This window comes from Corynebacterium efficiens YS-314 (genome assembly GCF_000011305.1).
In the GTDB taxonomy this organism is placed as follows: domain Bacteria; phylum Actinomycetota; class Actinomycetes; order Mycobacteriales; family Mycobacteriaceae; genus Corynebacterium; species Corynebacterium efficiens.
This window is the reverse complement of record NC_004369.1, coordinates 1,971,553-1,989,391: the sequence shown is the minus strand read 5'-3', so window position 1 is coordinate 1,989,391 and position 17,839 is coordinate 1,971,553. Positions and strand designations below refer to the sequence as shown.

Sequence of the window (17,839 nt, the reverse complement as noted above, 5' to 3'; positions counted from 1 at the left end):
TGTGGATTTCATGTTTTTGTCAGTAAAAATTAATCCAGCACGGAGGAAATTCGCTTCTAGCTGGACATTGTCGGAAAGGTCCGGAATTCCGGGCGGGCAGTCAGTGACTGATTTGTTATCGTTTTCACCCCCGTAGGTGGGGCGGTGATGTGGTCAATCGTGGGATCGATTGCGCATGGGGGTGTCGAAAGGTCACCCGGCCCGTCGCCATACCGTCAACCCGGTGGGGCGTCGGGGACGGGCATGCGTCGGGCGGGCGTCGAAAAGCAGGGGGCGGGACCCGGTGGGGCGGGGGTCAGTCGAAGGTGACCGTGTCGCGGGCGGTGGCACCGGCGATCCGGCTGGCCAGTATGCGCCAACCGGGGTCCGTGGCCACTGAGGCGGCATTGTGCCAGGAGGTGACCGCATTGTCCTGCACCTCACGGATCAGTGTGAGTGCGCTGTCCGGGTCGGTCGGCTCCGTCAATCCGGCCAGGTCATAACCGGGTTCTGAGGGGGCGGTGTCGGCGAAGGGGGTGATGGTGGTGCGCAGTACCGCGGCATATTCCCGGTGGCGGTCGATGGCATCCTGGGTGGCATCCGTGAGGTCGGGGGAGACGTAGGCCAGCGCAACGCCGAGGGCCCATGTGGCAGCGTACTCGCCGGCAAGCAGATCCTGCGCCCGGGTCAGGTCCTCACCCTTGAGTGAGAGGTCTTCCGGGATGGTGATCTCCTCGGGGGGTGGTGCCAGACGGGCCTGTTCAATGTACTGGCCGATGATGAGGGGGACCGACTCGGTGGGGATCTCCCCGAGGTGATCCAGGATCTGCTCCTGGCTGGCCATCATGTGGGAGGCACCATCCGACGCGGGGGCGGCTGCGATATCCGGGGTCTCGAAGGTGCAGGACTCCGGAAGGATGCCGTCATCGGTGAACCCGCACAACCGCTCGATCTCGGCAGTGATCTCCTCTGCATGTTCCGAGCGCAGCGCCGAGGCATCCGGTGTGGACACTGCCAGCGCCTGGGCGTCATGCAGTGCCTCCTGATGCATCCCCACCAGGGCCTCGTCGGGGGTGGGCGACGGGGTGCACGCGGCCAGGGTGGTTGCGAGTGCGGCTGTGGTGGTGAGGATCAGGTGCTTCGTGAAGCGCATGCGGTGAAGTGTAGCGGGTGGGGTGGACACGGTTGGGCACCCGCCGGTGATCCGTGTGTCCGCAGGGCAGTAAGGTGAGGGCCATGGCTTTCCCCACCGCTGAAGAACTCACCGCCCTGATCGCACCCGTCGTCGCCACCCGCCATCTCGACGTGGAGGGGCTGCGCGTGACCAAGGCCGGGCCGAAATCAACCGTGGCCATCAAACTCGACTCCGATTCCCGCCCCGACCTCGACCTCCTCGAGGTGGTCAGCCAGGAGATCGGTGAGCTTTTCGACGCCGCCGAGGCCCGCGGTGAGCTCAGCTTCGGTGCGGGCTACCTGCTCGAGGTATCCACCCCCGGAGTGGACATGCCACTCACGCAGCCACGGCACTGGCGCCGCAACCGTACCCGCCTGGTCAGCCTCGATGTGGACGGCAAGAAGCGTATCGCCCGCATCGGGGCGCTCAATGCCGAGGAAACCGCTGTCATCCTCATCGAACGCAATAAAAAGGCCCTCTCCGTCACCGTCCTGGAATTGGCTAATTCCCCTCGCGCAGTGGTAGAAATTGAATTCGCGAAACCCGCGCAGGATGAACTTGATCTCGCGGGACGCACATTCGACGAAGCCGTGGAAGAAACAGACCACTAGGATCCACGGAACCCTGAGAGGAAGACAAGTGAATATTGATGTCCAGGCTCTGAGAGCCATTGAGAAGGAAAAAGGCATCCGGGTTGAGGACATGATCCGCACCATTGCGAATGCCCTGCTCCATTCCTATCTGGACAACCGGGAGTCAGACGTCCCGGAGAGCTCCAAGGCCCGCGTGGACATTGATGTCTCCACCGGTGCTGTTGCCGTGATCGTCACCGAGTTCGACGATGAGGGCACCATCTCCTCCGAATACGATGACACCCCCTCCAACTTCGGTCGTGTCTCCGCTCGCGCTGTGCGCGATGCCATCGTCCGTCGTCTGCGTGAGGCTGAGGCGGAGCGCGCCTTCGATGCCTACGCCGAATACGAGGGCACCGTCATGTCCGGCCTTGTCCAGGCCGATTCTCGTGCTGCGGAGCGTGGCATCGTCGTGGTCCAGCTCGGTACCGAAACTGACAGCCAGGACGGCATCCTGCTGCCCGCCGAGCAGATCCCCGGTGAGAAACTCAAGCACGGTGACCGCGTCAAGAGCTATGTGGTCGGCGTGGGCAAGGGTCCGGTCGGCATCCAGATCAACCTCTCCCGTACCCACCCGGAACTCGTGCGCCGTCTGTTCGAGCTGGAGATCCCCGAGGTGGCTGATGGGTCCGTCGAGATCGTGGCGATCTCACGCGAGGCCGGTCACCGCTCCAAGGTGGCTGTCCGGGCGACGGTGAAGAACCTCAACGCCAAGGGTGCGTGCATCGGACCGCGCGGTCAGCGTGTGTCGAATATCATGCGCGAGCTCGGTGGAGAGAAGATCGACATCATTGACTACTCTGATGATCCGGCCACCTTTGTCGGCAATGCCCTGGCACCGTCGAAGGTTGTCAGCGTCGAGATCGTCGATGCGGAGCAGCAGGTCGCCAAGGTGGTTGTGCCCGACTACCAGCTGTCTCTCGCGATCGGCAAGGAGGGGCAGAATGCCCGCCTGGCAGCGCGTCTGACCGGATGGAAGATCGACATCCACTCCGATATGGGTTAATCCACGGGCTGAGAGCCTCCCCGGGGGATCCCCTCCCGGTGAAATGTTGGCCGGGAGATTACCCTGGTGTCCCTCCGGTTACCGGTAGATGAAGATTGGAATCGGTGATTATTCAATCACAGGTTCCAATTTCTGCTCTCAATAGCGTAATATTGGAAAAGGCCCACATGCGGCCTGTGGATTCTGTGCCGAACCCCGGATTCTATTTCCGACCGGAACGGATCAGAAGACAGTCACGGTAAACCAACGTGGTGAACCAAGGTAGTGAGAAAGGGATTGAATGCAGCTGGCCCCCGACACCGGTGTGGACGACGTGAACAACGTAAGTGCACCTGTCATTGAGGCGAACGCTGCTGAAAAAACAATCCGGATCCGTACCTGTATCGCCACGAAGCGACGGCTCGATGATATCGACCTCCTTCGTGTAGTCGAACACCCGGGGCGACCAGGTGTGATCCTCCCTGATCCGAAGCGTCGGATGCCGGGCAGGGGAGCATGGCTGACACCCACCATCGCCGCATTGGAGCTTGCTGAGCAGCGTCGTGCCTTTGGCCGTGCGCTGAGGGTGTCCACCACGGTGGATACAGGTCACGTACGCACGTACCTGGTGGAACAGACCACCGGACCCGACATTGTAAGGAAGACCGAACACTGATGAGCACACGATGAAGCATCAGCGATGAACGTCAATAATCACTGCTAGAGTTCGAGGTCCCTCACCGGGCCTTTGACCTCTAGCGAAACTCTAGAGGAGAAAAGTGCCCGGAAAGCTACGTGTACACGAGCTCGCGAAGAAGCTCGGTATTACCAGCAAGGAACTGCTCGCCACGCTCAAGGAGCAGGGTGAGTTCGTCAAAACCGCATCGTCCACCATCGAACCGCCGGTGGTGAAGAAGATGCAGGAGCATTATCAGGCAACCGGTGGGGCCAAGCCCGACACCGATAACAAGCCAACCCCGGCCAAGCCTGCCGCCAAGCCCGGTGCCCCAGCCCCGAAGCCGGGTACCGCACAGAAGCCGACAGCCCCGACCCCGGGTGCCGTCGCGGCCCCGAAGCCGGGTACCGCAGCCGCCAAGCCGACCCCGGCCAAGCCTGCAGCCCCCAAGCCAACCGCAGCGAAGCCGGCCCCGGCGAAGCCTACAGCCCCCAAGCCAGCTACCCCGGCATTCTCGGGTCCCACCCCGGGAGATGCCGCGAAGAAGGCTGCCGAGGACAAGGCAACCCCGAAGCCGGGTGGCGAGGCACCACGTCCGAACGCCATGCCACGTCCGATGGCCAAGCCCGGCCCGAAGCCGGGGGCACGCGCACCCCGCGTGGCCAACAACCCATTTTCCACCGGTGCGGCAGACCGTCCGGGACCACGTCCCGGCGGCGGTGGACCCCGCCCGGGTGGCGGACCCCGTCCCGGTGGTGCACCACGCCCACAGGGCGGACAGCGTTCCGGCGCACCGCGCGACGGTCAGGGTGGCCCACGTGGCCAGCGCCCGGGACCGGGTTCCGGTGGCCCACGTCCGCAGGGAGGTAACGCCGCAGGCGCTGCATCCCAGGAGCGTCAGGGTGGCGGACGTCGTCCATCACCAGCCATGATGCCCCCGACCCCCGGCCAGATGCCGGCCAAGGCACCCGGTAAGGGTGGCCGTGGCGGTGGCCAGGGTGGTCCTGGTGGTGGCTCCGGCGGTTTCAACCGCGGTGGCGGCGGTGGCGCAGGCCGCGGTGGACGTCGCGGTGGTACCGCAGGTGCGTTCGGACGTCCGGGTGGTGCACCACGTCGTGGTCGCAAGTCCAAGCGTCAGAAGCGCAATGAGTACGAGTCGATGCAGGCACCGAACGTCATCGGTGGCGTTCGTCTGCCCGACGGCCGTGGCCAGACCCTGCGTCTCGCCCGCGGTGCCTCCCTGTCCGACTTCGCCGACAAGATCGGCGCGGATGCGGCAGCACTCGTGCAGGCACTGTTCAACCTCGGTGAAATGGTCACCGCGACCGCATCGGTCTCCGATGAGACCCTGATGCTCCTCGGTGACGAGATGAACTTCAAGGTCGAGGTCGTCTCCCCTGAGGATGAAGACCGCGAGCTCCTCGAGAGCTTCGACCTGCAGTTCGGTGAGGACATCGGCGACGAGCAGGACCTGGCCAAGCGTCCCCCGGTGGTCACCGTCATGGGTCACGTCGACCACGGTAAGACCCGACTCCTGGACACCATCCGTAAGGCCAACGTCGGTTCCGGCGAGGCCGGTGGCATCACCCAGGGCATCGGCGCCTACCAGGTCAAGGTCGAGGTCGAAGATGACCTGCGCACCATCACCTTCCTGGATACCCCGGGTCACGAGGCCTTCACCGCCATGCGTGCCCGTGGTGCCAAGTCCACCGATATCGCTGTTCTGGTTGTGGCCGCCGATGACGGCGTCATGCCACAGACCATCGAGGCCATCAACCACGCGAAGGCCGCTGATGTGCCGATCGTGGTTGCGGTGAACAAGATCGATAAGCCGGATGCCTCCCCGGAGAAGATCCGTGGTCAGCTCACCGAGTACGGTCTGGTTCCGGAGGAGTACGGCGGAGACACCATCTTCGTCGACATCTCCGCGAAGCAGGGCACCAACATCGATGAGCTGTTGGCCTCCGTCTGCCTGACCGCGGACGCCGAGTTGGATCTGGTGGCCAACCCGGACATGGACGCACAGGGTGTCGCGATTGAAGCACACCTCGACCGTGGTCGTGGCCCGGTGGCCACGGTCATCGTCCAGCGCGGTACCCTCCGCGTCGGTGACTCCATCGTCGTCGGTGACACCTACGGTCGTGTTCGTCGCATGGTCGACGAATACGGTCGCGATGTCGACGAGGCCGGTCCCTCCCGTCCGGTCCAGGTGCAGGGTCTCAACGGTGTCCCCGGTGCCGGCGACAACCTGCTGGTGGTCGAGGACGACCGCATCGCCCGTCAGATCGCCAACCAACGCAATGCTCGTAAGCGCAATGCCCTGGCAGCACGTTCCCGCAAGCGTGTCTCCCTCGAGGATCTGGATTCAGTTCTCAAGGAGACCTCGGTCCTCAACCTCATCCTCAAGGGTGACAACGCAGGTTCCGTGGAAGCACTTGAGGAAGCCCTGCTCAAGATCGAGATGGATGATGAGGTCGAGCTCAACATCATCGACCGTGGTGTCGGTGCGGTCACCCAGACCAACGTCACCCTTGCGGCGGCCTCCAACGCCGTGATCATCGCCTTCAACGTCCGCGCTGAGGGCAAGGCCACCGAGGAAGCCAACGCCGAGGGCGTGGACATCCGCTACTACACCATCATCTACCGCGCCATCGAAGAGGTGGAGGCAGCCCTCAAGGGTATGCTCAAGCCGATCTACGAGGAGCGCGAGGTGGGCAAGGCCGAGATCCGTGCGATCTTCAAGGCCTCCGCCATCGGTCTCATCGCCGGTTGCATGGTGGAGGAGGGCAAGGTCCGTCGCAACGCAACGGCCCGCATCATCCGCGATGGCAATGTCATCGCCTCCAATGCCAAGATCGAGTCCCTGCGTCGTGAGAAGGACGATGTCACCGAGGTCTCCGCAGGTTATGAGTGCGGTATGGTCCTGTCCTACCCGGACATCGCCGTCGGCGACAAGATCGAGGTCTTCGAGATGGTCGAGGTCCCACGCGATTCCTAGGATCCCCTGTTGATCCGGCCCCACCAACCGGTTGGGCCCGTCGCATAAGCAGCCTGAAGGCCCGGCCCCCTGGAACATCTCTCCCGGGGACCGGGCCTTTTGGTCTCTGGTCCCGGCATACCGGGGGGAATCCCCACCGGTGTGCGGAGAGCATATGCGGACAGGGTAGAATCTGCGGATAATCAGTACAACTGTCAAACCTTCGAAGGAGTGGTCCTCATGGTGGATAACGCCCGTGCGGCCAGAATGGCCAAACGCATTCAGACCATCGTCGCCAGCGCAATCGAACGCGAGATCAAGGACCGTCGCCTCGAGTACATCACCATCACCGATGTCACCATGACCGGCGATCTCCATGATGCCACCGTCTTCTACACCGTTCGCGGTGAGAATGTGGGGGATGAACCGGACCTGGAGGCTGCGGCCGAGGCCCTGCACCGTGCCCGCGGACAGCTCCGGAAGATTGTCGGCGAGCAGCTGGGTGTCCGGTTCACCCCGACCCTGACCTACCGTGTGGATACAGTACCTGAGGCTTCCGCCCACATGGAGGCGTTGCTAGAGCGTGCCCGCCAGCGGGATGCCGAACTGGCGAAACTCAAGGAGAACGCCGTCCCCGCAGGTGATCCCAACCCGTACAAGTCGGATACCCGTGAAGAGGATGAGGCGTAACCTCTGTGACCACCCATTCTGATTTCCGTGCAGCAGCGGAATTGGTATCTGCTGCCCACACGGTCAGTGTGGTGGGGCATCTGCGCCCCGATGCGGATGCCATCGGCAGTGTCACCGCCACGGTCGAGGTGCTGCGGCAGCTGGGTAAGGACGCCCGGGGTTATATCGGCCAGCGGGATCCGATGCCCACCAATCTGAATTCCATCCCAGGTTCGGAGGACATCGTCTTCACCTCCGTCCTGCCGGCCTCCGATCTCATCATCGTGGTGGACTGCGGTTCGCAGGAACGCACCGGTGACTTCGAGGAGACCATCACCGGTGCCCGGGAGCGCACGATCGTGGTGGACCATCATGCAACCAACCCGGGTTTCGGTCGGGTGAACCTCATCAACACGGAGGCGGAATCCACCACGACGATTCTCCTCGACTGGTTCGATGTGCTCGGGGTGCAGATCACCCGCACCATCGCCCACGGCCTGTATGCCGGCCTGGTCACCGACACCGGTTGTTTCCGTTGGGGTCGTCCTGTCATGCACACCATGGCGCGTCGTCTCATGGAGCACGGCCTCAATATCCGTGAGATTTCCGCTGAGCTCATCGATAAGACCTCCCTGGAGGATCTCCAACTGGTGGGTCGCATCATGTCGCGGATTGAGATGCACCGCGCAGGCCCCTACAGTCTTGCGGTGCTGGTGGCCGATCACGCCACGATCAACGGTCACTCCAAGGCTGCGGTGGAGGGACTCATCGAAACCGTCCGCGCGGTTGACGGTGCTGATTTCGGCGCGGTGTTCAAGGAGTACGAACCGGGTGTGTTCACGGTCTCCCTGCGCTCCTCCCAGTTGAGTGTGGGGTCCCTGGCGGTGCATCTCGGTGGGGGTGGGCACGTTCCGGCGGCCGGGTACACCGCCCGCGGTACCGAGCTGGAGGCCCTGGATACCCTCATCGCCGCAGCCGTGGAACTCGGGGAGTCCCTGGATACCTCCCACATGGCCCGCGGTTAGGGGTCTTTGATCATCCATGACCCCTGATCTGCCCAGTGAGAAACCCGGCCCCCGCAGTGGTACCACGCCGGGTGATCCGACCACGGTGGATGAGCTGGGGCAGGTCACCGCACGGCAGATCTTCACCCTGGCCCTGCCGGCGCTGGGTGTCCTGGCCGCGATGCCGCTGTATCTGCTCCTGGATACCGCCGTCGTGGGCCGTCTCGGTGGGTTTGAGCTGGCGGCCCTGGGCGCTGCAGTGACCATCCAGTCCCAGGTGACCACCCAGCTGACCTTTCTGTCCTACGGCACCACGGCGCGGTCGTCCCGTCTCTTCGGAGCAGGGGACAGGCGCGGGGCCATCGCCGAGGGGGTGCAGGCCACGTGGGTGGCCGTGGCGGTCGGCGTGGCCATCGCCACCATCATGATCCTGTTCGCCCCGTGGTTCACCTGGTGGCTCTCCGGGGATCGTGAGGTGGCCGAGGCCGCGGCGCAGTGGCTGCGGGCAGCTGCCTTCGCCGTGCCGCTGGTGTTGATCATCATGGCAGGTAACGGGTGGTTACGTGGCATTCAGAATACGCGTCTGCCCCTCTATTTCACCCTGGCCGGGGTGATACCCGGCGCGGTCCTCATCCCCATCATGGTCAACCGGTACGGCTTGGTGGGGTCGGCCTATGCCAATGTCATCGCCGAGGGGATCACGGCCGCGCTCTTCCTCATCGCGTTGGTCCGACACCATGACGGGCAGTGGCGCCCGCGCTGGGATGTGATCAAACGTCAGCTCTTCCTGGGCCGTGATCTGATCATGAGATCGCTGAGTTTCCAGGTGGCCTTCCTGTCCGCAGCGGCGGTGGCGGCCAGGTTCGGAACGGCGTCGCTGGCCGCCCACCAGGTGATGTTGCAGCTGTGGAACTTCATAACGCTGGTGTTGGATTCCCTGGCGATCGCGGCACAGACACTGGCAGGTGCTGCGCTGGGGGCCGGGTCGGCGGCGGTGGCACGCCGGGTGGGGATCCGGGTCATCGGGTATTCGGTGGCGTTCGCCGGGCTCCTGGGCATCGTCTTCGCCGTCCTGCACGGTGCCATCCCGCGGTTGTTCACCCGGGATGCGGAGGTCCTGGAGGCCATCGGCAACCCGTGGTGGATCATGATCGTGATGATCATCCTGGGTGGTGTGGTCTTCGCCATCGACGGTGTCCTGCTCGGTGCCTCGGATGCGGTGTTCCTGCGTAATGCATCCATCCTGGCGGTGCTGTTGGGTTTCCTGCCCGGGGTGTGGATCTCCTACCTCGTCGGTGGTGGACTCACCGGTGTGTGGGTGGGACTGTTGGCGTTCATCGTCATCCGTCTCATCGCGGTGGTATGGCGTTTCCGGTCGATGCGGTGGGCGCGTGAGGGGGTCGCGCTGTCGTAACAGCTGTCGTAACAGCTGCCGGCCTTCCTGCTGGTTGATGCCAACGGCATCTTCTTCTTCGCGTAAACTATCAAAACCAGACGGGGCCGGATGCGGCCATCGGGATCAGTGACGATCAATGAAGGCAGAGGTGAACGTGACCACAACACTCTGGGCGGTTGCAGACCTCCACGCGGCGGTGAAGGCCAATGCCGATCCGATCGAGAAGATCCAGCCGAAAGACCCCTCTGACTGGTTGATCGTCGCGGGCGATGTGGCTGAACGCACCGAGTTGGTGTTATCCGTGCTCGCCCGCCTCCGTAAACGTTTCGCCAAGGTCATCTGGGTGCCGGGCAATCATGAATTGTTCTCCCGGTCCCAGGACCGGTGCCAGGGGATGGACAAATACACCGAGTTGGTGGAGGGGTGCCGCAGGATTGATGTGCTCACCCCGGAGGATCCGTATCCCGTCTTCGCCGGGGTCACCATCGTTCCGTTGTTCACCCTGTACGACTATTCCTTCCGCCGCCCTGGTTTCACCGTGGAGCAGGCTGTCCAGGCGGCCCGTGACCGTCAGGTGATGATGACCGATGAGTTCTCCATCGCCCCGTTCGTGGATATCCGGGCGTGGTGCTGGGACCGCCTGGCGTACTCCATCAAGCGCCTGTCCAAGATCACGGGGCCGACCATCCTGATCAACCACTGGCCCCTGGTGGTGGAACCGACCCAGCGGATGCGGTGGCAGGAACTCGCGCTGTGGTGCGGGACGAGACATACCCGGGGGTGGGCGGAGCGGTACAACGCACAGGCGGTGGTCTACGGCCACCTGCACATACCCGGGGTCCAGATGATCAACGGAATCAGACATATCGAGGTCTCCCTCGGATATCCGAGGGAGTGGGAGCAGTGGGGTCCAGGCCATGTGTGGCCGTACCCGGTGATGGAGGTGGAGCATGCTGGATGAGTCCCTCTTTCCGGGATCCGCGAAGTTCTCATTCATCAGAACCGATGATGGGGACCTGAACCTGGACAATTTCCACCGTCTCCATCCCCTGGAGAAGGCCCTGGTGGCGCATGCGGTCGATATCCGCAAGGCTGAGTTCGGGGACGCCCGGTGGTGTGCCCACCAGGCGTTACGTGAACTGGGGCGGGACAGCGGGGATCCCATCCTCCGCGGTGAGCGGGGTATGCCCCTGTGGCCGTCGTCGGTGTCGGGTTCCCTGACCCACACCGATGGTTTCCGGGCGGCCGTGGTGGCACCGCGCCTGCTGGTGCGCTCGATGGGCCTGGATGCCGAACCGGCTGAGCCCCTGCCCAAGGATGTCCTGGGATCCATCGCCAGGGTGGGGGAGGTGCCCCAGCTCAAACGTCTGGAGGACAAGGGCATCCACTGCGCCGACCGGCTGCTGTTCTGCGCGAAGGAGGCCACCTACAAGGCGTGGTTCCCGCTGACCCACCGGTGGCTGGGTTTCGAGCAGGCGGAGATCGACCTGCGTGACGACGGCACCTTCGTGTCCTACCTGCTCGTGCGCCCCACCCCGGTGCCGTTCATCTCCGGGCGCTGGGTGCTTCGCGACGGTTATGTCATCGCCGCCACCGCCGTGACCTGAAGGGATACGGTCACAGGGTGTTGGGACGCGCTACGAACACGGTGGCCAGGCGTTTCCCCTTCTCCTCGACCAGGGCGATCGACCGGCCCGACGGGGTGACCGCCGCGTGCACACCCTTCAGTCCACGCGGTTCCAGCCACTTGCCCATCGACAGTGCCTCACCCTCGGCCTCGGTGATCTCCAGGACAGGATAGGAACGGGCCAGTGCCTCATCCAGGCTCAGGGATAACCGGGCGTTGTCCTGGAGGTCAGCCAGGGGGATCGCATCCTCCAGGGTGAAGGGCCCCACCTCGGTGCGACGCAGCGCGGTCAGGTGTCCACCCACCCCCAGGGCGGCCCCCAGGTCACGCGCCAGGGAACGGATATAGGTGCCGGAGGAACAGTGCACCCGCACATCCAGATCCACGAAGCCACCCTCGCGTCGCTGCTCCAGCACGTCGAACACGCTCACGGTTACCGGGCGCGCCGGAATATCCACCACCTCACCGTCGCGGACCCGTTCATGGGCCCGCTTCCCGTCGATCTTGATGGCGGACACACTCGCGGGTTTCTGCATGATCTCCCCGGTCAGCGAGGTGACGGCGGTGGTGATCTGTTCGTCGTCAAGCGTCGAGGCGTCAGCCGAGAATACAACGTCCCCCTCCCGGTCATCGGTGGTGGTGGAGGCGCCGAGCCGGATGGTGGCATCGTAGGCCTTGGTGGTGGCCACCAGGTGCGCGAGGAAACGTGTACCACGCTCGATGCCGACCACCAGCACACCGGTGGCCATGGGATCAAGGGTGCCGGCGTGCCCCACCTTGCGGGTGGAGAAGGCACGGCGCAGTTTTGATACCACATCGTGTGATGTCATTCCGGCGGGTTTGTCCACCACGACGAGACCTGAGTTCTGGACGGGATCATTCATGCCTGAGAAGTCTATGCCGTAACCTGTAGCCGTGGATATTTGGCGCGGTTTAAAGGAAGTTCCGGCGGACCTTGAGGGTTCGGTGGTCACAATCGGCGTGTTCGACGGTGTACACCGTGGACATCAGACACTCATGCGGGAGGCCTCCCGGCAGGCGCGTGAACTGGGGGTGCCGTGCGTGATGGTCACCTTCGACCCGCACCCGATCTCGGTGTTCCTCCCGGGACGCCAGCCCACCCGTCTGGCCCCGTTGGACTACCGCATCACACTCGCGGCGGAGCAGGGGGTGGAGGCGGTGCTGATCATCGATTTCACCCGGGAACTCGCCGGGTTGTCCCCCGAGGAGTACTTCCGTGTGATGATCGTCGACGCCCTGCGCGCCCGGAGTGTGGTGGTGGGGGAGAACTTCACCTTCGGCACCGACGGCGCCGGCACCGAGGCCACCATGCGTGAACTGGGTGCACAGCACGACGTGGACATCACCATCATGCCCCTGCTCCACGACGATGACCTCTGCATCTGCTCCACCCTGGTGCGTGAGTTCCTCGTCGAGGGCGATGTGGCCCGCGCCAACTGGGCACTGGGGCGTCGCTACTCCGTGCGCGGTGAGGTGGTCCGCGGAGCCGGCCGCGGAGGCAAGGAACTCGGGTACCCGACCGCCAATCTCTACCTGCCTGAGTCCGTGGCACTGCCTGCCGACGGTGTGTACGCCGGCTGGTTCACCATCACCGACGACCGAGCGATCGACAGGGAGATCTCTCGCGATATCGACGGCGACATGGTCCCCGGGGTCCGTTATCCCACCGCGGTGTCCGTGGGCACCAACCCCACCTTCGGTGATGAACGGCGCAGTGTGGAGGCCTTCGTCCTGGACCGGGAGGCCGACCTGTACGGTCACCACGTCATGGTGGAGTTCGTCGACCGCCTGCGCCCCATGGTGAAATTCCACGGTGTGGAGGAACTCCTCGAGGCGATGGCCAATGACGTCACGCAGACGAGGGAGATCCTCGCCCGGGACAGGGAGCTTCTCGACGCCCCACCCACCCCCGCTGATTAAGGCCCCGCCCACGGGCCTAGGATGGTCTCCCGAGAAGTGTTTCACCACCACCTGACGGAAAGGCAAGCCCCACATGACCAAGAAGGCCATCCTGGACCTGGACACCGGCATCGATGATGCTCTCGCACTGGCCTACGCCCTGGGCTCCCCGGAGCTGGAGGTCATCGGCGTGACCTGCACCTACGGCAACGTCCTGCTGGACACCGGCGCTGCGAACAACCTCGCGCTGCTGGAACTGTTCGGGGCCCCCGATGTTCCGGTTTACCTCGGTGAGCCCCATGCCCTCATGCGCGACGGGTTCGAGGTCCTGGACATCTCCGCCTTCATCCACGGTGCCAACGGTATCGGCGAGGTCGCCCTGGAGAAGGCCCGCGCCGAGGCCCGCGAAGGTGGTGTGGATTTCCTCATCGATTCCGTGCGTGAACACGGCGACGATCTGGTCATCATCGCCACCGGTCCGCTGACCAACATCGCGGCGGCCGCCGCGAAGGATGCGGCCTTCGCGGACAACGCCCACATCGTCATCATGGGCGGTGCGCTCACCGTCCCGGGCAATGTCAGCCCCTGGGCCGAAGCCAACATCAACCAGGACCCGGATGCCGCCAACAATGTCTTCCGTGCGGCGGCCGATGTGACCATGATCGGCCTGGATGTCACCCTGCAGACCCTGCTGACCTCCAGGCACACCGCGCAGTGGCGTGAGCTGGGCACCCCGGCTGCCATCGCCCTGGCGGACATGACCGACTACTACATCAAGGCCTATGAGACCACCGCCCCGCACCTGGGTGGCTGTGGTCTCCATGACCCGTTGGCCGTGGGTGTGGCCGTCGACCCGTCCCTGGTCACCCTGTTGCCGATCAACCTCAAGGTCGATGTGGAGGGTGAGACCCGGGGCCGCACCATCGGTGATGAGGTCCGCCTCAACGATCCCGTGCGCACCGCTCGTGCGGCCGTGGCAGTCGATGTGGACCGGTTCCTGTCCGAGTTCATGACCCGCGTGGGTCGGGTGGCCGCAAACAACTAGCCATTTGGGTGGTTCAGCCTGCCGGTGTTAAGCTGACGGACGGTTTTGTGACTGTGGTCCGCAACAGTTGCAGAAAGTACATCACCCGCCTGCTTGTCAGGGGTGCGTGGTGAAAACACTTCATGCGGACTGAAATAACTAGGAGATATCCTCATGGCTCTTACTTCCGAGCAGAAGAAGTCCATCCTCGCCGAGTACGGTCTGCACGAGACCGACACCGGTTCCCCAGAGGCACAGATCGCGATGCTGACCAACCGCATCAACACCCTGACCGAGCACCTGAAGTTCCACAAGCACGATCACCACTCCCGTCGTGGTCTGCTGCTGCTCGTCGGTCGTCGTCGCGGCCTGCTGAAGTACCTGGCCGACAACAACGTCGACCGTTACCGTGACCTGATCGCACGCCTCGGCCTGCGTCGCTAATTCCCTCCTGTTCCCGGCCCAAGCGCCAGGATATGGAAGGCGCACCGCCCCGTTTCCCCGCCGTTATGGCAGGGAGGCGGGGCGGTTTCGGCGTTCCTGCAGCCCGTTTCGGTGAATATAACACCATTGTCCACAGTGAAAACCGGTACTGGGGTTATCCTGCATGAGCTGGTAGAATTTCCAACGTTGTATGAAGACAGCATTAACGGTGGCACCGATGATCACCGAAAGAACTAAACATGAGGAGAACAACTCGCATATGAGCGAAGTTAAGTATTTCGAAGACACCGACTATGGCGTTATTGAAGCCATCGCCACCATTGACAACGGTGACTTCGGAACCCGCACCATCCGTTTCGAGACCGGCCAGCTGGCCCGCCAGGCAGATGGTGCTGTGACCACTTACCTCGACGATGAGACGATGCTGCTGGCCACCACCACCGCATCCAACCAGCCCCGCGAAGGCCTCGATTTCTTCCCGCTGACCGTGGACGTGGAAGAACGTATGTACGCCGCCGGCCGTATCCCCGGTTCCTTCTTCCGCCGTGAGGGCCGCCCCTCCACGGAGGCCATCCTGGCCTGTCGTCTGATCGACCGTCCGCTGCGCCCCACCTTCGTCAAGGGGCTGCGCAACGAGGTCCAGGTGATCATCACCGTCATGTCCGTCAGCCCCGAGGACAGCTACGATGTCGTGGCCATCAACGGTGCCTCCGCCGCCACCCGCATCTCCGGTCTGCCGGTCTCCGGTGCCGTCGGCGGTGTCCGCATGGCACTGATCGCCGATGAGAACCACCCCGAGGGGCAGTGGGTGGCATTCCCCACCGCTGAGCAGCAGAAGGCCTCCGTCTTCGAGCTCGTTGTCGCCGGCCGTCTCGTTGAGCGCAAGCGTGGAAACAAGACCTTCTCCGATGTCGCCGTGATGATGGTGGAGGCCGGTGCCTCCGAGAACGTCGTCGAGCGCATCAAGGAGGGAGCACCCGCCCCGACAGAGAAGACCGTCGCCGAGGGCCTGGAGGCCGCGAAGCCGTTCATTGATCTGCTGTGCCGTGCTCAGGAGGGTCTGGCCCAGCGCGTGGCCAAGGAGACCCGTGAGTTCCCGCTGTTCCCCGCCTACTCCGATGAGGTGTACGCAGCGGTGGAGAAGCAGGCCTCCAAGAAGCTGACCCAGCTGATGACCATCAAGGGCAAGAACGAGCGCGAGAACGCCACCAATGACTTCATGGTTGAGGTCGAGGAGAAGCTGATCGGCCGTTTCGAGGATGACCTCGGTGCCGCTGTTGCCTCCAAGGAGATCCGTGCAGCCTACAACTCGCTCATGAAGAAGATCGTGCGCGGCAAGATCCTCTCCGAGGGGTTCCGCATCGACGGTCGCGGAGTCTCCGATATCCGTGATCTCGGCGTGGAGGTCGAACTGATCCCACGTGCACACGGTTCCTCCCTCTTCGAGCGCGGCGAGACCCAGATCCTCGGTGTCACCACCCTGGACATGCTCAAGATGGAGCAGCATATCGATTCCCTGGCGCCGGTGGACACCAAGCGTTACATGCACCACTATAACTTCCCGCCGTACTCCACCGGTGAGACGGGTCGTGTGGGTTCCCCCAAGCGTCGTGAGATCGGCCATGGTGCGCTCGCCGAGCGTGCCGTGCTGCCGGTGATCCCGTCCCGCGAGGATTTCCCGTACGCCATCCGTCAGGTCTCCGAGGCGCTGGGGTCCAACGGTTCCACCTCCATGGGTTCCGTCTGTGCTTCCACGCTGTCGCTGTACAACGCCGGTGTGCCCCTGAAGGCACCGGTGGCCGGTATCGCCATGGGCCTGGTCTCCGATGAGGTCGACGGCAAGACCGAATACGTCGCCCTCACCGATATCCTCGGTGCCGAGGATGCCTTCGGTGATATGGACTTCAAGGTCGCAGGCACCGCCGAGTTCATCACCGCACTGCAGCTGGACACCAAGCTCGACGGCATCCCCTCCAAGGTTCTTGCCGATGCCCTGGAGCAGGCACGCGATGCCCGTCTCGCCATCCTCGAGACCATGGCCGAGGTCATCGACGGACCCGATGAGATGAGCCAGTTCGCCCCGCGCATCACCACCATCCAGATCCCGGTTTCCAAGATCGGTGAGCTGATCGGACCGAAGGGCAAGAACATCAACGCCCTGACCGAGGAGACCGGTGCGAACATCTCCATTGAGGATGACGGCACCGTGTTCATCTCCGCCGCCAGCGGTGAGGCTGCCGAGGCCGCGATCGAGAAGATCAACGCCCTGGCCAACCCACAGCTGCCGAAGGTCGGCGAGCGTTTCCTGGGCACTGTGGTCAAGGCCACCGCCTTCGGCGCGTTCGTGTCCCTGCTGCCGGGCCGTGACGGCCTGGTCCACATCTCCAAGCTGGGCAACGGCAAGCGTGTAGAGAAGGTCGAGGACGTGGTCACCGTCGGTGAGAAGCTCCAGGTGGAGATCGCCGACATCGACAACCGCGGCAAGATCTCGCTCGTTCCGGTGGTCGAGGAGGATTAATCCCCTCCCCGAACGGAACTGACGGCGGCCCCCCGGGATGGGTTTTCCCGGTGGGGCCGTCGTTGTTGTGTTGTCACCCGCTTGTACCAGGGGGCGTCAGCTGCGTCAGTGCATGAGGTCCACCACCACACGGGTCGGTTCCTGCAACAGCGTGACGGAGTAGTTGCGGGGTGGTCCCGACATGCCGATGAAGAACTGGGCACGGGCCTCGAAGATGGTGGTGAGGACAACCTCGTCGACGATGCCGGCACCACCGAAGGAACCGAACTCGACCCCGGGGACCGCGGCCTCCGGTGGGAGGGCGATGCCGTCGAGACTGATCTCGAGGAAGGAGTCCCCGCCTACCTCAACGGGGAGGCCGGAGGCCTGTTGTGTCGGCTGGGCGGTGTAGTTTGTCCACCAACCGGGCATGCCGGTACCGCCGAAGTCGAAGACCACGCGGGTGAAGGTGTCATGTTCTGCCATGCGCACATTGGTGACAGACAGGTCGTAGGCACCCTCTGGGTACCGGATCTTTCGTTCCATGTCCGGATTTCCCAGCGGTTGGGTGGCAGGTGTGGTCGGGTCGGGCTTATCGACGCTCGTCCCCGGCGTCTGTGATGCCGTCACCACGCTGGTGGTCGTCGTCATCGACGGGGTATCGGATGGAGTGGTCGGCGAGGGGGCCGCCACAGTGCTGGTGGGAGCCGTGGTGGTGATCGTCGTGGGCCCGGTTGAGCCACCATCACCGTTGCAGCCGGCCACGCCGGCCAGCAGGGCGGTGGTGAACAGTGCAAGGGTTATGGTTTTTGCATTCATAACCTAACCTTATGCT

16 protein-coding genes are annotated in these 17,839 nt (G+C 63.7%); 13 read left to right on the top strand and 3 right to left on the bottom strand.

The genetic code is table 11. The features are described from left to right. Positions 1-295 precede the first annotated feature (295 nt). Positions 296-1,132: a DUF4439 domain-containing protein gene (locus tag CE_RS09395; protein ID WP_006767883.1), complete on the bottom strand. Its 837-nt coding sequence runs from the start codon at positions 1,130-1,132 to the stop codon at positions 296-298. 83 nt (positions 1,133-1,215) lie between these two features. Here CE_RS09395 and rimP point away from each other — a divergent pair, with 83 nt between their 5' ends. The 9 genes from rimP (at position 1,216) to CE_RS09350 (ending at position 11,099) form a co-directional block, all read left to right on the top strand. Beyond that, the gene (rimP, locus tag CE_RS09390) at positions 1,216-1,764 is read left to right on the top strand and encodes a ribosome maturation factor RimP (protein ID WP_006767882.1); all 549 of its coding nucleotides are present in this window, start codon (positions 1,216-1,218) and stop codon (positions 1,762-1,764) included. Positions 1,765-1,792: 28 nt separating this feature from the next. Beyond that, entirely contained in the window at positions 1,793-2,791 is a 999-nt protein-coding gene (gene nusA / locus CE_RS09385) for a transcription termination factor NusA (protein ID WP_006767881.1), read from the top strand. Between the two features lie 280 nt (positions 2,792-3,071). Next, positions 3,072-3,446, top strand: coding sequence for a YlxR family protein (locus tag CE_RS09380; protein WP_006767880.1), 375 nt, complete (start codon positions 3,072-3,074; stop codon positions 3,444-3,446). A 103-nt stretch (positions 3,447-3,549) separates the two neighbouring features. Continuing rightward, on the top strand, positions 3,550-6,444 hold the full coding sequence (gene infB / locus CE_RS09375; protein WP_011075654.1) for a translation initiation factor IF-2: 2,895 nt from the start codon (positions 3,550-3,552) through the stop codon (positions 6,442-6,444). Between the two features lie 219 nt (positions 6,445-6,663). Continuing rightward, positions 6,664-7,113, top strand: a complete 450-nt coding sequence (gene rbfA, locus CE_RS09370; protein WP_006767877.1) for a 30S ribosome-binding factor RbfA — start codon at positions 6,664-6,666, stop codon at positions 7,111-7,113. 5 nt (positions 7,114-7,118) lie between these two features. Continuing rightward, positions 7,119-8,117, top strand: a complete 999-nt coding sequence (locus CE_RS09365) for a DHH family phosphoesterase (protein ID WP_011075652.1) — start codon at positions 7,119-7,121, stop codon at positions 8,115-8,117. Positions 8,118-8,133: 16 nt separating this feature from the next. Next, on the top strand, positions 8,134-9,510 hold the full coding sequence (locus tag CE_RS09360; protein WP_006767875.1) for an MATE family efflux transporter: 1,377 nt from the start codon (positions 8,134-8,136) through the stop codon (positions 9,508-9,510). Positions 9,511-9,646: 136 nt separating this feature from the next. After that, on the top strand, positions 9,647-10,453 hold the full coding sequence (locus CE_RS09355; RefSeq protein WP_143758450.1) for a metallophosphoesterase family protein: 807 nt from the start codon (positions 9,647-9,649) through the stop codon (positions 10,451-10,453). Beyond that, complete coding sequence (locus tag CE_RS09350; protein ID WP_006767873.1) at positions 10,443-11,099, top strand: 4'-phosphopantetheinyl transferase family protein; 657 nt, start codon at positions 10,443-10,445, stop codon at positions 11,097-11,099. Before CE_RS09355 ends, CE_RS09350 begins: the two co-directional genes overlap by 11 nt. 10 nt (positions 11,100-11,109) lie before the next feature. On the opposite strand, the gene truB is transcribed toward CE_RS09350, so the two are convergent. Further along, a complete protein-coding gene (gene truB, locus CE_RS09345; protein WP_006767872.1) occupies positions 11,110-12,003 on the bottom strand; it encodes a tRNA pseudouridine(55) synthase TruB in 894 nt (297 codons plus the stop codon). A 31-nt stretch (positions 12,004-12,034) separates the two neighbouring features. On the opposite strand from truB, the gene CE_RS09340 reads away from it, so the two are divergent. The 4 genes from CE_RS09340 (at position 12,035) to CE_RS09325 (ending at position 17,025) form a co-directional block, all read left to right on the top strand. Beyond that, entirely contained in the window at positions 12,035-13,060 is a 1,026-nt protein-coding gene (locus CE_RS09340) for a bifunctional riboflavin kinase/FAD synthetase (protein WP_006767871.1), read from the top strand. Between the two features lie 73 nt (positions 13,061-13,133). Then, positions 13,134-14,084 (top strand): nucleoside hydrolase, encoded by a 951-nt coding sequence (locus CE_RS09335; protein ID WP_006767870.1) that lies wholly within the window; start codon positions 13,134-13,136, stop codon positions 14,082-14,084. A gap of 153 nt (positions 14,085-14,237) precedes the next feature. Further along, positions 14,238-14,507 carry a 30S ribosomal protein S15 gene (rpsO, locus tag CE_RS09330; protein ID WP_006767869.1) on the top strand — a complete coding sequence of 90 codons (270 nt, stop codon included), beginning with the start codon at positions 14,238-14,240 and terminating at the stop codon, positions 14,505-14,507. 259 nt (positions 14,508-14,766) lie between these two features. Then, positions 14,767-17,025: a polyribonucleotide nucleotidyltransferase gene (locus CE_RS09325; protein WP_035108841.1), complete on the top strand. Its 2,259-nt coding sequence runs from the start codon at positions 14,767-14,769 to the stop codon at positions 17,023-17,025. Between the two features lie 105 nt (positions 17,026-17,130). Here the strand turns inward: CE_RS09325 and CE_RS15650 are convergent, their stop codons facing one another. Further along, positions 17,131-17,823, bottom strand: a complete 693-nt coding sequence (locus tag CE_RS15650) for an AMIN-like domain-containing (lipo)protein (protein WP_011075649.1) — start codon at positions 17,821-17,823, stop codon at positions 17,131-17,133. Positions 17,824-17,839 lie beyond the last annotated feature (16 nt).

Excerpts from the sequence above, each read along its gene's own strand:
- CE_RS09395 (WP_006767883.1), bottom strand. The coding sequence starts at position 1,132 with ATGCGCTTCACGAAGCACCTGATCCTCACCACCACAGCCGCACTCGCA.
- rimP (WP_006767882.1), top strand. The coding sequence starts at position 1,216 with ATGGCTTTCCCCACCGCTGAAGAACTCACCGCCCTGATCGCACCCGTC.
- CE_RS09380 (WP_006767880.1), top strand. The coding sequence starts at position 3,072 with ATGCAGCTGGCCCCCGACACCGGTGTGGACGACGTGAACAACGTAAGT.
- rbfA (WP_006767877.1), top strand. The coding sequence starts at position 6,664 with ATGGTGGATAACGCCCGTGCGGCCAGAATGGCCAAACGCATTCAGACC.
- CE_RS09360 (WP_006767875.1), top strand. The coding sequence starts at position 8,134 with ATGACCCCTGATCTGCCCAGTGAGAAACCCGGCCCCCGCAGTGGTACC.
- CE_RS09350 (WP_006767873.1), top strand. The coding sequence starts at position 10,443 with ATGCTGGATGAGTCCCTCTTTCCGGGATCCGCGAAGTTCTCATTCATC.
- truB (WP_006767872.1), bottom strand. The coding sequence starts at position 12,003 with ATGAATGATCCCGTCCAGAACTCAGGTCTCGTCGTGGTGGACAAACCC.
- CE_RS09335 (WP_006767870.1), top strand. The coding sequence starts at position 13,134 with ATGACCAAGAAGGCCATCCTGGACCTGGACACCGGCATCGATGATGCT.
- rpsO (WP_006767869.1), top strand. The coding sequence starts at position 14,238 with ATGGCTCTTACTTCCGAGCAGAAGAAGTCCATCCTCGCCGAGTACGGT.
- CE_RS09325 (WP_035108841.1), top strand. The coding sequence starts at position 14,767 with ATGAGCGAAGTTAAGTATTTCGAAGACACCGACTATGGCGTTATTGAA.
- CE_RS15650 (WP_011075649.1), bottom strand. The coding sequence starts at position 17,823 with ATGAATGCAAAAACCATAACCCTTGCACTGTTCACCACCGCCCTGCTG.